The 13,061-nt window shown below is 42.2% G+C and carries 15 protein-coding genes; 3 read left to right on the top strand and 12 right to left on the bottom strand.

Annotated elements, in window-relative coordinates:
- Positions 1 to 48: 48 nt before the first annotated feature.
- The 7 genes from L1999_RS02400 to L1999_RS02370 all read right to left on the bottom strand — a co-directional run bounded on the left by L1999_RS02400 (position 49) and on the right by L1999_RS02370 (position 5,981).
- A complete protein-coding gene (locus L1999_RS02400; protein WP_235742066.1) occupies positions 49 to 594 on the bottom strand; it encodes a cysteine hydrolase family protein in 546 nt (181 codons plus the stop codon).
- A gap of 256 nt (positions 595 to 850) precedes the next feature.
- Positions 851 to 1,792 (bottom strand): diacylglycerol kinase, encoded by a 942-nt coding sequence (locus L1999_RS02395; RefSeq protein WP_235742065.1) that lies wholly within the window; start codon positions 1,790 to 1,792, stop codon positions 851 to 853.
- 94 nt (positions 1,793 to 1,886) lie between these two features.
- Positions 1,887 to 2,804, bottom strand: coding sequence for a hypothetical protein (locus L1999_RS02390; protein ID WP_235742064.1), 918 nt, complete (start codon positions 2,802 to 2,804; stop codon positions 1,887 to 1,889).
- A gap of 84 nt (positions 2,805 to 2,888) precedes the next feature.
- Positions 2,889 to 3,980: a hypothetical protein gene (locus tag L1999_RS02385; RefSeq protein WP_235742063.1), complete on the bottom strand. Its 1,092-nt coding sequence runs from the start codon at positions 3,978 to 3,980 to the stop codon at positions 2,889 to 2,891.
- Complete coding sequence (locus L1999_RS02380; RefSeq protein WP_235742062.1) at positions 3,977 to 4,462, bottom strand: anti-sigma factor family protein; 486 nt, start codon at positions 4,460 to 4,462, stop codon at positions 3,977 to 3,979. The genes L1999_RS02385 and L1999_RS02380 overlap by 4 nt, the downstream gene beginning before the upstream one ends.
- On the bottom strand, positions 4,459 to 5,004 hold the full coding sequence (locus tag L1999_RS02375) for an RNA polymerase sigma factor (RefSeq protein WP_235744220.1): 546 nt from the start codon (positions 5,002 to 5,004) through the stop codon (positions 4,459 to 4,461). Before L1999_RS02375 ends, L1999_RS02380 begins: the two co-directional genes overlap by 4 nt.
- Positions 5,005 to 5,198: 194 nt before the next feature.
- A complete protein-coding gene (locus tag L1999_RS02370; RefSeq protein WP_235742061.1) occupies positions 5,199 to 5,981 on the bottom strand; it encodes a class I SAM-dependent methyltransferase in 783 nt (260 codons plus the stop codon).
- A 66-nt stretch (positions 5,982 to 6,047) separates the two neighbouring features.
- Between L1999_RS02370 and plsY the strand changes: the two genes are divergently transcribed.
- Positions 6,048 to 6,710: a glycerol-3-phosphate 1-O-acyltransferase PlsY gene (gene plsY, locus L1999_RS02365; RefSeq protein WP_345790871.1), complete on the top strand. Its 663-nt coding sequence runs from the start codon at positions 6,048 to 6,050 to the stop codon at positions 6,708 to 6,710.
- A gap of 104 nt (positions 6,711 to 6,814) precedes the next feature.
- Here plsY and L1999_RS02360 read toward each other — a convergent pair whose 3' ends face one another.
- Both L1999_RS02360 and L1999_RS02355 read right to left on the bottom strand, forming a co-directional pair.
- On the bottom strand, positions 6,815 to 7,366 hold the full coding sequence (locus L1999_RS02360; protein WP_235742060.1) for a thioredoxin family protein: 552 nt from the start codon (positions 7,364 to 7,366) through the stop codon (positions 6,815 to 6,817).
- Positions 7,367 to 7,387: 21 nt separating this feature from the next.
- Positions 7,388 to 7,921: a DUF1697 domain-containing protein gene (locus L1999_RS02355; RefSeq protein WP_235742059.1), complete on the bottom strand. Its 534-nt coding sequence runs from the start codon at positions 7,919 to 7,921 to the stop codon at positions 7,388 to 7,390.
- Between the two features lie 210 nt (positions 7,922 to 8,131).
- On the opposite strand from L1999_RS02355, the gene L1999_RS02350 reads away from it, so the two are divergent.
- Positions 8,132 to 8,563, top strand: a complete 432-nt coding sequence (locus L1999_RS02350; RefSeq protein WP_235742058.1) for a VOC family protein — start codon at positions 8,132 to 8,134, stop codon at positions 8,561 to 8,563.
- Between the two features lie 431 nt (positions 8,564 to 8,994).
- Here the strand turns inward: L1999_RS02350 and gatB are convergent, their stop codons facing one another.
- From gatB to gatC, 3 genes are read right to left on the bottom strand one after another with little or no spacing between them, the layout of a single operon-like run.
- On the bottom strand, positions 8,995 to 10,422 hold the full coding sequence (gene gatB / locus L1999_RS02345; RefSeq protein WP_235744218.1) for an Asp-tRNA(Asn)/Glu-tRNA(Gln) amidotransferase subunit GatB: 1,428 nt from the start codon (positions 10,420 to 10,422) through the stop codon (positions 8,995 to 8,997).
- A gap of 12 nt (positions 10,423 to 10,434) precedes the next feature.
- Positions 10,435 to 11,892, bottom strand: a complete 1,458-nt coding sequence (gene gatA / locus L1999_RS02340) for an Asp-tRNA(Asn)/Glu-tRNA(Gln) amidotransferase subunit GatA (protein WP_235744217.1) — start codon at positions 11,890 to 11,892, stop codon at positions 10,435 to 10,437.
- A gap of 12 nt (positions 11,893 to 11,904) precedes the next feature.
- Positions 11,905 to 12,198 (bottom strand): Asp-tRNA(Asn)/Glu-tRNA(Gln) amidotransferase subunit GatC, encoded by a 294-nt coding sequence (gene gatC, locus L1999_RS02335; protein ID WP_235744216.1) that lies wholly within the window; start codon positions 12,196 to 12,198, stop codon positions 11,905 to 11,907.
- Positions 12,199 to 12,400: 202 nt separating this feature from the next.
- Here gatC and L1999_RS02330 point away from each other — a divergent pair, with 202 nt between their 5' ends.
- The gene (locus L1999_RS02330) at positions 12,401 to 13,060 is read left to right on the top strand and encodes a lysozyme family protein (protein ID WP_235742057.1); all 660 of its coding nucleotides are present in this window, start codon (positions 12,401 to 12,403) and stop codon (positions 13,058 to 13,060) included.
- Position 13,061 lies beyond the last annotated feature (1 nt).

The following is a 13,061-nucleotide window of genomic DNA, read 5'->3' as shown; positions in this document are numbered from 1 at the left end:
TACTATTACAGCTTTTTACGATTATAACTCATCATAACATTTAAAGCCTTATTTCACCATAGCGCCAAGGGTTTGTTCAAAGTGACCCAGCGCCCAGTCATGCCCGGCTTGATTAAAGGAAGCAACAGCATCCTTATAGACAACGATTTTAAATCCTCTGTTATAGGCCTCCACTGCCGTGTGGAGCACACAAATATCTGTACAAACGCCAACTAGGTGTAATTCGGTAATGCCCCGTTCACGCAGTTTAATTTCAAGGTCTGTTCCTGCAAATGCAGAGTAACGGGTTTTATCCATATAATACACGTTTTCTCGCTGTTTATTATCTTCATAAACACCCTGAAGAGCCCCAAACAAATCACGGCCAGCCGTACCTCTTACGTTATGCGGCGGGAATAATTTCGTTTCCGGGTGATATTGATTTCCCTTGTCATGAACATCAATCGCAAAAACTACATAATCGCCATTTTGGATAAATTCCTTGGTCAGCTCGACCATTTTGCCTTCAATCCGCTGCCCTGGCATTCCGCAGGTTAACGCCCCGGCATCCGCAACAAAATCGTAGGTATAATCAATATTAATTAAGGCCTTCATTTCCAGATTCCCCCTTACTATTTTGATGAACGTCTTTTACTCATTATACACAGAAATGTGTAAAAAAGTCCGCTCCATAAGTGGAACGGACTTTTCTGATAAAATAAGAAGTATAAAAGTTTTGACTTTGAAAATTGTCTACTCCAGCGCCTAGCCCCTCGAGGACATAAGCCAATCCGTCCAAAAGGTTAAAAAGCAACCTTTCGGCCGGCTCGTCTTATGCTTGTCGGGGCTAATCAAGGCGCTTACGCTTTTCTTAGCTGTATCTTTGACCTGTAACCCAATCTGTTGGACGGTCATTGGGACGAATATCATCTAGTGGTACAAACACCTCTAAATGGCGGTAAAGATTTTCAAACTCTGCCGGAAGCAGACCGCCAAATTCACCATCTAAATTTAATTGTACCTTTTCATTGGAGTAAACCTTAATGCGATTGGCCTGTGTATAGATGACATTCGGATCATTTACGTGTTCACCGCGAACCGCTAAGGTCGAAATCCGAATAAACTCAGCCAGATTTACTTTTTTCAAAATTAATAAAGAGAATAACCCATCGTTAATCGAGGAGTCCGGTGCCAGTTTTTCAAATCCGCCAATTGAGTTGGTTAGCCCGACAAGGAACATCATCGCTTCCCCCTCAAACAGCTTCCCATCATATTCGATCCTTAGATCGGATGCTTTAATCGACGGGAGCATTTCCATTCCCTTTAGATAGTAAGCGAGCTGGCCGAGCATCGTTTTTAATTTGCTAGGCACCTCATAGGTAAGCTCGGTAATCCGGCCGCCGCCAGCAATATTGATAAAATAACGATCATTTATCCGGCCGATATCGACAGGAATGAGTTCCCCTCTAGTGATGATATCCACTGCCGATCCGATATCCCTTGGGATTTGAAGGGCTCGGGCAAAATCATTGGTTGTACCTGCTGGAATAATCCCCAATTTCGGACGATATTCCTGTTCAGCGAGGCCGTTGACTATTTCATGTATGGTTCCATCGCCGCCTGCGGCAATTACAATATCGTACTGGCGTTCCACCGCAAGCAGTGCAGCCTTGGTCGCATCTCCTGCACCTGTTGTCGCATGGCAGGATGCCTCATATCCGGCGATTTCTAGTTTTTCAAGGATTTCGGGTAAATTTCGCTTCAGAATTTCCCGTCCTGAAGTAGGATTGTATATAAGTCTTGCTCTTTTCATTCATCATCATCCTATTTTTTAAATAACAATTGGCCTTGTCAGTTCTATATTCTACCAATTATTATTCAAGCTTACAAATATATTGGTAAACTGATTATTGATTCGTATTTAGTTTAACCTCATATGCATTGCTAATATGGATAAGGTATTTACCATCTCCAGATTGATATTCTGCACTTTTTTGTCCTGCCGAATCCAGCTCTTCGCCCTTCGGTTCCTCTGTGATCTTCCAATCTTCCCCGTTTAGTTGATCTACTCCAACAGTCTTAACTGTCATATTGCTATTTTTCATCACATCAACTGCTACAGCTGACGAACTTTCAATATCCCAGTCATTAGCTAGGGTACGCGGTTTTAAACTAAGTGAATCATTACTTCCCACCACTTCTAACTTTACATGGCTCGGAACTAGGACGGTTGCCGCTACTACTCCCTGTGAATCAAACAGGCCCATCTCGTCCGGCAGCATCTTAAAATTCAGGTAAAGCGTGTCCCCCTTTTGATTAGTGGTCACAATATCCTTCGCATTTTTTAACAGTGCCGTTTTTTTCGCTGATTCGATTCTGTATGTGCCAAACATCGAGACTTCTTTGCTATCAGTTGCCTCAACCGTCATATCATACCCAACGGAACGGATGACTACACGTTTAATACTTTCATCAGTTTGATAGGAAAAAGCCGGGAGATCATAGGAACGCACTTCTCTAGCCATGACTTCTTCCACTTTGCCCATCACTCCGGCTGAGCTGAGAACGGCAAAGACAATACCTGCCGTACCGATTAACCCAACAAAGAAAATACTTAGAAAGTCATATTTTAGTATCGGTTGTTCCTGTCTTGATAAAAATAGATAGACCAAAATTTCAACACCCAACACAACTAACAAAACTGGCCACCAAGCCATCAGCACCTCAGCTAAATCAAGGCTAAGAAACTTTGAAAAGAAAAGAAAGAGGCCTAGGAAAATAAGCGAGGCCCCCATCGAAAACGTCCCAACACGCCAAGTCCTCATTCCTTATTTTCCCCCTTTCTTTTTCTAAAAAGGAACCCGATACCGGCTCCAATCAGCACGACCCCTGCCATCCTGTTTCCCCACTTACTCATGGCTCTTTGCCCCCCTTTTTTGCTTACTTCCAGATAAAAGCTTGAGACCGCCGCCAATTAATAGCACACAGACAAGCGCTGTTTGGAAATAGCCTTGAATCCAATACATGATATCAACATTGAATAATCGGTTGATCAGTGGTGAGAACGCGGGCAGCAGGATGTTCATCAATAAGTAATAAGCCCCTAATAAAACGAGCCCAATCCCGACCCATTTTTGATGATTAACGAAGTAAGCGATAATCGGCTCATCCTCCACTTTTTCAACCCCGTATCTCGAAACCTTTTGCATGGCATCAAAAAAGCTATAGAACCAGATGATTGGAATTAAAAATAAGAAGATTCCGAGCCTTAACACATCTAGGATATAAATCGAGAACAAGAATGCCGCCATTAATTGGATTCCCCGGCGCTGCAGACCTAAATAAAGGTGGCCTGCCCCCGGAAAGATCGATAGAAAGGTCGCAATCGATTTACTCTTTTTTCCGTCTTCCCGGCGCATTTCAAAGTCTTCAAAGATGGTTCGGTCAACCAGCTCTTCCCCACGCTGCTTTTTATTTACCTGCTGAGCAGCATCAAAGAATCCATATACCCAGATAATCGGCAAACCTGCCAAGAAAACCATAAACTCGCTGCGGTTGGACATGGCTGTTACAAAGATGACCATAACAGCCAGCCCCAAAAACGCTCCCAGAAGCGTTAAGCCTCTATTCATCAGGCCAATTTGAAAGTGTCCAAGCCCAGGAATAAAGGAAAGGACAATTGTATAAAAGCGCTCTGAGTCTTGGACAGCCTTGTTAGGATTCTGTTGGTCAGTGTCCCCTTCCGCAAGTGCAAGCTGGGTCTTCTTTTGTTTCGAGACTTGTACGCCCATATCGATAAAGCTGATCAAATAAATAAAGATTCCCGCCATAAAGGCTATGATGGCAACTTCTGGGGTGTTATTCATTAAGGCTATTACGGTAACGAAGGCCAGGCCAACAACCGAAAGTAAATAGAGAACTCCGCGCACCATATTACCGAAATAAATATGACCGAGGCCGGGAAATAGCGATAATGTTAATGCCTTGCTAGAACTTTTCATTTCTTATTTGCCTCCTTTTTTTCAAGTGAATCCATCCATGCAAATGTTTTATTAATAACGCCCTCCGTCACAGAAGGCTTCTTCTCTTCCATAATCGGTTTCTCTAAAGAACCAGCATACGAAGCAAGCGATTGAAACGCCCCCGAAAACATCAACAGCAGCGTCGCAGCCGCCGCCAGCAAATAATGAAAACCCGCCCGCTGATACAACGGCCTATTGTGGTCGGTGTCAGGCACCAATGAATCCATTTCCACCATGTTAATGTTCTTATTGGTGACAGGCACCATTTCCATTATGCGGGTGGTGAATTCGTTGTTGTTTGGAAGGGCTGGCAGGGATGTTTCATTGGCTGTTACAGCTTCTAGGTATACTTCTAGACACTGATCACATGTGTAGAGATGATCCTCTAACTCTTCACGCTGGTGTTCACTCAGTTCGTCCTTCACATATTGCTGCCATCTTTCGTAACTGTAATGCTTCATGAAAAATCGTCCTCCTTCCAATTTCTTTTCATCCAATTCCTGGCTCGGTACAATTTGGTCTCAATCGTTTTAACTTGGACATTTTGTTCTTTGGCCATTTGCTGATAACTTTTTTCAGCTATGTAAAAACCATAAATCACTTCCCGGTAATTCTCTGGGACTTCATTAAGCTTTTTTTGAACCAGTCTGCGCTGGTCCTCGGCGATTACTACTTTTTCTACACTATCCTTCGGCGACCCTAGCGCTTGTTGGTCCAGCGCATCCACAACATCCTCTCTTCGCCTTGCCTGTTTTCGCTTCACATCTATTGCATGGTTAACAGCAATGCGCGTTATCCACGTTTTAAACCCTTGATTTTCATAGTGGGAGAGAGAGGTGTAAACTTTCATAAACACTTCTTGAGCAGCGTCTTCTGCTTCCTTTTGATCGCGAAGAACAGCAAAGACAGTCCGGAACACATCATTGCGGTACTTCTCGACCAATAAGCGAAAGGCATGATCATTGCCCTCGAGCACTTTTTCAATTAAGACTGTGTCACTAATCGTTCTCTCCCCCTTTCTTTTTTTCTTTCTACAACATTAGACGTACAATCTCCGATCAAACCCTACATCTATTTTTAAATATTTTTAAGATTTTTTTCATCTTAGCATTAAAACTTATATAAAACGTAGGCATCCATTGTGTTAGGTCCAAATAAAAAAACGTGCAAGGATAATCCCTGCACGTTTTAACCGTTCTATTCTGATAATCGTAAAAGACAAACATTACACTCATGTAATACCCTGAAAGGCTCCTGTTCGGAAATGGTGCTGGACAATTCCAAGAGCGCCTGTTTCCGTATGGACTCCTCCGAGCCCGCCATCCACGAGACTGATTCTATCCTATCCAGCCATTCCTGTTTAGAAAACTCAACCGTATAATTCAATTTATAAAAATCCCTCAAATCAAAGCCGCTTTCCTGCCATTCCTTGAACCATTCCACCGGGAAGCCATTCATCCGCAGCTTAGAGTCTGCCTTCGAACCTGCAGGGGTTAAGCCACCCTCAACATATTTAGACAACACTTCAAAGGTTTTTGCTATAACGGTTGTACCAGTTAAAAAACCCGAATCAATCACAATCAATGTTCCTTTTCCCTTTAAGATGCGCTTTATTTCTGCAATTGCCTTCTGCCTGTCGAACCAATGCCAGGCACGCATTACCGTGACGATATCAAACTTGGAATCTTCTAAACCAGTTGCTTCTGCCGTTCCATGGAGATAGGGAATTTGAAAATTTTTCGTCACATTCAAAGCCAAGGCCTGTGCTCTCAATTCATGAGAGGGCTCTATCCCAACCACATCTGCATTCCGCATAGCCATCTTCCTCGTTAACGCTCCAGTTCCAGCCCCAATATCAGCAATCTTTTTTCCTGCAAAGAATATATTTCGCAGCTGAAGACTTTCCATTAAAGCTACAGGTATATCTTCTCTCGAACGCGCATAGCTATTAGCAACTTGGCCAAAATCCGTTTGTCTCATGTCGAGCGCTCCCTTACTTCCTGATTGTGAGAATTTAACAAAATAATACCATTTAAGTATGTTAGAATGCTATTAAAACTATTTTATGAGGGAATGATGCAAATGATCTGGTCGTTACTCTTAGCTTCTTACTTAATCGGAAGCATTCCCACTGCACTAATTGTGGGCAAGCTATTCTTCGGAGTGGATATCCGCGAGCTTGGAAGTAAAAACCCCGGTGCCACAAACACGATGAGAGTCCTCGGTAAGAAATCGGCCTTGTTCGTGCTCTTCATCGATTTATCCAAAGGGGCTGCAGCAGCCTATCTGCCAATCTACTTTCAGCTTGATGCAGAGCCGCTATACTTCGGCCTATTGGCAGTGGTTGGTCATTGTTTTCCCATCTTTGCAGGTTTTCGGGGCGGCAAAGCGATTGCAACTACCGCTGGTGCTCTTTTGATCGCCAACCTCCCATTACTAGCCATCGCCTACTTATGCTTCTTCTTAATGATCTTTCTAACAAAATATGTGTTTATTGGCTCCATCTCAGTGGGTCTTAGCATGTTAGCCTATGCTATCATCTCCCCTAAACTAGAATTAGAGCTTATCTTTCTAGTATTCTCACTGTTTTTAGTGTATCTGCACCGCTCCAACATACGCAACTTCATCCTTGGCATCGAGCCGAAGATTAATGACAAGAATCTGGCGAACGACCGCATTCCTCCCAAAAATGGAGGATTCAAGATGTAAACAAATAAGGGGCCCCCCTTTGAATGAAACCGTTCTCTTTCGGAGCACCCACATAGGAAAAAGAAAATCGTTGTAAAAAAAAAACGACAGGCACCTGTCGTTTTTTATATGAGTTTAGAGATAATACTGTCCGCAACGGTTTGCCAGATTCCTGCGTCCTTTAGATATGATTCTCTGAGCTGTTTATACATCGCCATTTGCTTCTCCTGAAAATCAGGTGCATCCTTGTCAGGCAGGTCCGCACGCCTCTCCATCACAAGTGCCTGCATTTCAGCGGCCCTTGGTCCCCAAACTGCCACTTCATTTCCTTCTTCATTTATAAAAATATAAATAGGAATCGCTCGGGATGTGCCATTGGTTAAGTATTGGTCCATTAGCTCGAGATTTTGGTCACGAAGGATAAAACGAAGTTCGATTCCTGCTGCTTCAGCTATCTTCATCAAAATCGGATTATTGAGCAGTGCATCACCGCACCAATCCTCTGTCAAGGCCATAACCCTTAAGTGCTGCTCTCTTAATCCCCCTAGTTTGGCTTGATCCTCGCTAGTTAAGGTAAACTTCTCATAAATAGTCAGCATTTCTTCCTTATTTTGCTTCATTGAGTTGAGGTACTCCTCAGCGCTCATCCCATTTTGAAACCATTCATTTAAATTCATATTCGTCTCCACTCCTTCTAATTATAATTTCAACATTTCATCCAGCTTCACGACCGTCTTCCAATTACGAACGGTTGCCGGCACACGGAGTTTGGGAAGCTGTGTGGCAAGCTTTGAATCCCGGATACTTTTTCGGAAGTAAAAATAAACTTCTTTGCCTTTAATTTTACACTCTTCTAGTTCATTATTATAGGTGTACATGTGGTCAATACCTTCTCTGGTTGGTTCTCCGCCTAAAAAAGCAACTTGGACACTTTCCCCTTCACGTAACGAATCCGATGAATAGGGACAATCATTGATCATCTGTTGAAACTCCTCGGCAGTTCTTAATACCACTGGAACCGGAAAGCCAAAGGTATGGTTTAGTTCGTCCTCGATTTTCTGACTAAGCTGTTCTGCTTCTTCTTCTGATTCAAATATAACATTTCCACTTTGAATATATGTCTTCACATTTTGTAAGCCCATCGATGCTAATAAGTTTTTTAAGTCTGCCATCTTCATTTTATGATGCCCGCCTACATTAATTCCTCGTAACAGCGCAATATAATTAGTCATCGCTCAGCCTCGCATCCATCTCATTATCTCCATATCTAAATCTTACCATTTTCCATTGTTATTAAACTATAGAAAAGACTTATCTGTTCTTTCCTTTATCTGAGGCGGGCCTAGATGTACTGCACAGTAATATTTAGGTCAAATAAGAAGGAGTCTAGCGGCTTATGAAGAACAGTAATACTAACAAATTATTCTATGGAGGAATGAACGATGGTCCCACAACGAGTTAGTTTACTAACAATCGGTGCATACGACTTACCGGCTCTTCGTGCTTTTTACATAGCCTTGGGATGGGAGGAAACTGAGAACAGCTCCGATACTTATGCTGTCTTTAAAACGGCAGGCGTCCTACTTACCCTTTTTCCAATAGCTGAGTTGGCAAAAGACGCTGGTGTTGAGCTGCCAAAATCTCCAGAAACCTTTCACCCTGTAACATTTGCTATAAATGTTGAAAGGTCAGAAAAAGTAGATTCAACTATCGAATTAATCCGGGCAGCTGGCGGTGTAATTCTAAGAGAGCCTAGTAACGCTTTCTGGGGTGGACGAACGGCTTACTTTGCAGATCCTGAAAAAAATCTTTGGGAAGTAGCCTGGAATCCCAGTTCTGTCTTTGACGAACGAGGAGCAATGATTTCCTTTTAAAAACGAGGATGGTCAAACATCCTCGTTTTTTTATTCCAACGATAAAAACTAATCAAACGTTTAATTAAATTCCTTACAAACCTTGATAACCTTAGATTTTTTTCATTACATCCTGAAAAATTTGTAGAAATATAGAAACTAAACAAACGTTTAATTAAATTAGGATGAGTCCTTAGAGGTCTTAGGTTCAAGTGCGTTTTTAGTTTAAGTACGGGCCCCTCAAACTGAAAATATTGCCGAAAACAAGTATCTATGACACCCATCGACATTATCTCCCAACATTCCTTACTAACCAAACGATTGATTAAAAAGGCAATAACCCCTTAAAAACAAACAACTTTTTCCCGGGAAATGGAGAAAAGAATGTCGAGACATGTTTCGACATTCCCTTATGTAAAAAAGCTGGCAGAATTAAATCTGCCAGCCTCCCTTTAACGTTTCTGCAATTCCTGCTGCAACAATTTATTAACCAATTGTGGGTTAGCCTGTCCCTTTGTAGCTTTCATCAGCTGACCAACAAGGAATCCAACGGCTTTATTTTTACCATCCTTGAAATCTTCCACCGATTTTGGATTGGCATCAAGTACCTCCGCAATAATCTTCAGAAGTGTGCCTTCATCAGAAATTTGCACGAGTCCTTTATCCTTCACGATTTTTTCTGCATCGCCGCCCTGCTCAATTAACTCTTTAAAAACAGTTTTCGCAATCTTAGAAGAAATCGTTCCATTTTCAATCAGCTTAATCATGCTGGCTAGACCTTCAGGTGTTAAGGCAACCTGATCGAGTTCCTTACCCTCTGCATTTAAGTAAGCAGAAACATCGCCCATGATCCAGTTCGAAGCAAGCTTCGCATCTGCACCATCGTTAACCGTTGCCTCAAAGAAATCTGCCATTTCTTTTGTTACCGTCAATACTTTGGCATCATATACAGGTAAGCCAAGTTCTTCAACATAACGTTTTTGGCGTTGGTCTGGAAGCTCTGGAATTTCCGCACGAATCCGTGCCTTCCAATCTTCATCAATATACAAGTCAAGTAAATCTGGCTCTGGGAAGTAACGATAGTCGTCAGAACCTTCTTTTACCCTCATTAGAATAGTAGTCCCGGTTGCCTCATCAAAGCGGCGTGTTTCCTGTTCAATCGTCCCGCCTGAAGATACTACTTCGCGCTGGCGTTTTTCTTCATATTCAAGGCCCTTACGAACAAAATTGAATGAGTTCAAGTTCTTTAACTCAGTTTTCGTTCCAAACTCTTCCTGCCCGACGGGACGGATAGAAATATTGGCGTCGCAGCGAAGTGAGCCCTCTTCCATTTTACAATCAGAAACGCCTGTATATTGAATAATTGATTTTAATTTTTCAAGATAAGCATAGGCTTCATCAGGAGTGCGGATATCCGGCTCAGAAACAATTTCAACAAGCGGTGTCCCTTGACGGTTGTAATCACATAAAGAGTATCCTTTTTCATGGTTCAATTTACCGGCATCTTCCTCTAAATGAATCCTTGTTATCCCGATCTTTTTCGTATATCCGTTTACTTCAATTTCAATCCAGCCATGTTCGCCAATCGGCTGGTCAAATTGTGAGATTTGATACGCCTTCGGATTGTCCGGATAAAAGTAATTCTTCCGGTCAAATTTTGTATGTGTAGCAACTTGACAATTTATGGCCATTGCTGCCTTCATTCCAAAATCAACTACCTTTTTATTCAAGACAGGCAGTACACCTGGATAGCCAAGGTCGATTACACTTGTATTGGTATTCGGCTCAGCACCAAAATGGTTTGGACTCGCTGAAAAGATTTTCGATTCTGTTTTTAACTCAACATGGACCTCAAGTCCAATGACTGTTTCAAATTCCATCATTTCCACCCCCTACAATTCCGGCTTTTGTTTATGAAAGTCTGTTGCCTGCTCAAACGCATGGGCAACGCGATAAATCGTTGCTTCATCAAAATGCTTGCCAATGATTTGCAATCCAAGCGGAAGACCTGCATCAAAGCCGCAAGGAATTGAGATTCCTGGTACACCTGCAAGGTTAACTGGAATCGTTAAAATATCATTGATATACATGGTTAGCGGATCATCGATTTTTTCGCCAATTTTAAACGCAGGTGTTGGCGTTGTTGGTCCGACGATCACATCATATTTTTCAAAAACATCTTCAAAATCCTTCTTAATTAACGTCCGAACCTGCTGTGCTTTTTTATAGTACGCATCATAGTAACCGGAGCTAAGCGCAAACGTACCAAGCATAATCCGGCGTTTTACTTCATCACCGAAACCTTCTGCACGCGTCTTTTTATATAATTCAATTAAACTTTCGGCTTCTTGAGTACGATAGCCATAACGCACTCCATCAAAACGAGCAAGGTTGGCTGACGCTTCTGATGAGGAAAGCAAATAGTAAGCGGCCAGTGCATACTTGGAGTGCGGCAGGGAAACCTCTTCCCATACAGCGCCAAGCCCTTCAAGGGTCTTTAAAGAATCCATCACAGACTTTCGAACGGCTTCTGTCACACCTTCGCCTAAATATTCTTTTGGTACAGCAATTTTAAGGCCCTTAATATCACCTGTTAAGGACGCTGCAAAGTTAGGAACGTCCACATTTGCAGATGTTGAATCCATCGGATCTAGACCAGAAATGGCTTGTAATAGATACGCGTTGTCCTCAACGGTTCTAGTTATCGGTCCGATTTGGTCAAGTGATGAAGCAAAGGCCACAAGACCAAAACGAGAAACACGACCGTATGTTGGCTTCATACCAACGACGCCACAAAAAGACGCCGGCTGCCGGATAGAACCGCCGGTATCAGATCCTAAGGAAAATAGTACTTCGCCTGAAGCTACTGAAGCTGCGGAACCGCCTGAAGAACCACCTGGTACTCTCTCAAGGTTCCATGGATTGCGTGTTTTTTGGTAATGGGAATTCTCATTGGAAGATCCCATTGCAAACTCGTCCATATTTAACTTTCCAATCGTGATTGTTTCGGCCTGCTGCAATTTTTTTACAACAGTAGCGTCATAAATGGGGTCAAAATTTTCTAGGATTTTACTCGCACAAGTTGTCCGTAATCCTTGGGTAACAATATTATCTTTGACGCCAGTCGGCATACCGAACAACAATCCTCTTGAATCGCCAGCGTTCAACTTTTCATCTTGTGATTTTGCAGCTGCCCGGGCTCTTTCTTCATCCAAGGTTAAAAAGGCCTTGACCTTGTCCTCGACCTTACCGATTTGTTTATATGATTCTTCTACAAGGTCTGATACGGTTACTTCCTTCTTATGTATTAATTCATGAAGGTCTGAAACTTTATAATCAAATAAACTCAATGTTTTCACTCCCTACTCTCCCAAAATCGATGGTACCCTGATTTGCCCGTCTTCATGTTCAGGTGCATTTTTAAGTACCTCTTCACGCGGCAAACCTTTTTGTGGAATGTCTTCGCGCAATACATTTTTCATATCAAGGACATGGTATGTAGGTTTTACATTTTCCGTATCCAATTCATTTAACTGTTCAGCAAATGTAATAATCGCGTCGAGTTGTTTTGTAAATTTTTCGACTTCTTCTTCCGTAATGGCTAATCGCGCCAAGTTAGCAACGTGTTTTACTTGGTCCGTTGAAATTCGTGACATCATTTTGACCCCCATTCTCCATGTTATTTTATAATTGATAATACCAGACTTTTCTGCGTTACCGCAATGATTCCTTCTTCAGTATTAACAAACAAAAAGAGTTTTAGATTAAAAAAATAGCATTTTTAATATGAAACCTGACAGTTAGTAGATCCTTCATTTATAATATTTACAGAAGAAAAGAATTTGGGAGAGTCAGTGAATGAAGAAAAGACGAAAACGGAAGAAATGGAAAACCTTCCTCGTGCTGTTTTTGCTTTTTTGCGGATTGGCATGGTTTCAGAGTTATTTTCAAAAACAAAGTTCCCCTCCGCTCGTCAAAACCGATTCCTTTGGGGCGGTAAAAAAATATATGCCTTATATCCAAGATGAATTAGCAAAATACCATCTTGAGGAACATACGCCTGTAGTCATTGCACTGATGCAGCAAGAAAGCCATGGACTTGGCGGAGATCCCATGCAAGCCTCTGAATCAGCGGGGCTTTCGAAAAATACGATTACTGACCCTAAACAAAGTATTCAGGTCGGGGTCAAACATTTTCAACGCGTTTTGGCTTATGGAACGCAACAAAAGGTAGACTTTCCAACGATTATCCAGGCCTACAATATGGGGGCAGGCTATATTGACTACGTGGCACAGCACGGCGGTAAACATAGTGAGGAACTGGCTAAGGGATTTTCCCTCCTTCAAGTAAAACAAAAACCTACCCTCTATAATTGCGGCGGAGACAAGACTAATTTCCGCTATCCCTATTGCTACGGTGATTTCAGCTACAGTACAAAGGTATCCAAAAACATCCAGTTACTTGTTGATACGGTTCCAGTGACGAACAGTGAAAAAACACCTAATGTCTCTTTTTAAG

The organism is Neobacillus drentensis (genome assembly GCF_021560175.1).
Taxonomy (GTDB): domain Bacteria; phylum Bacillota; class Bacilli; order Bacillales; family Cytobacillaceae; genus Neobacillus; species Neobacillus drentensis_A.
The sequence above is the reverse complement of the archived record's forward strand: the minus strand, read 5'-3'. Positions and strand labels throughout refer to the sequence as shown.

Coding starts and splice junctions, on each gene's coding strand:
- L1999_RS02400 (WP_235742066.1), bottom strand. CDS start 594: ATGAAGGCCTTAATTAATATTGATTATACCTACGATTTTGTTGCGGAT.
- L1999_RS02395 (WP_235742065.1), bottom strand. CDS start 1,792: ATGAAAAGAGCAAGACTTATATACAATCCTACTTCAGGACGGGAAATT.
- L1999_RS02390 (WP_235742064.1), bottom strand. CDS start 2,804: ATGAGGACTTGGCGTGTTGGGACGTTTTCGATGGGGGCCTCGCTTATT.
- L1999_RS02385 (WP_235742063.1), bottom strand. CDS start 3,980: ATGAAAAGTTCTAGCAAGGCATTAACATTATCGCTATTTCCCGGCCTC.
- L1999_RS02380 (WP_235742062.1), bottom strand. CDS start 4,462: ATGAAGCATTACAGTTACGAAAGATGGCAGCAATATGTGAAGGACGAA.
- L1999_RS02370 (WP_235742061.1), bottom strand. CDS start 5,981: ATGAGACAAACGGATTTTGGCCAAGTTGCTAATAGCTATGCGCGTTCG.
- plsY (WP_345790871.1), top strand. CDS start 6,048: ATGCTATTAAAACTATTTTATGAGGGAATGATGCAAATGATCTGGTCG.
- L1999_RS02360 (WP_235742060.1), bottom strand. CDS start 7,366: ATGAATTTAAATGAATGGTTTCAAAATGGGATGAGCGCTGAGGAGTAC.
- L1999_RS02355 (WP_235742059.1), bottom strand. CDS start 7,921: ATGACTAATTATATTGCGCTGTTACGAGGAATTAATGTAGGCGGGCAT.
- L1999_RS02350 (WP_235742058.1), top strand. CDS start 8,132: ATGGTCCCACAACGAGTTAGTTTACTAACAATCGGTGCATACGACTTA.
- gatB (WP_235744218.1), bottom strand. CDS start 10,422: ATGGAATTTGAAACAGTCATTGGACTTGAGGTCCATGTTGAGTTAAAA.
- gatC (WP_235744216.1), bottom strand. CDS start 12,198: ATGTCACGAATTTCAACGGACCAAGTAAAACACGTTGCTAACTTGGCG.
- L1999_RS02330 (WP_235742057.1), top strand. CDS start 12,401: ATGAAGAAAAGACGAAAACGGAAGAAATGGAAAACCTTCCTCGTGCTG.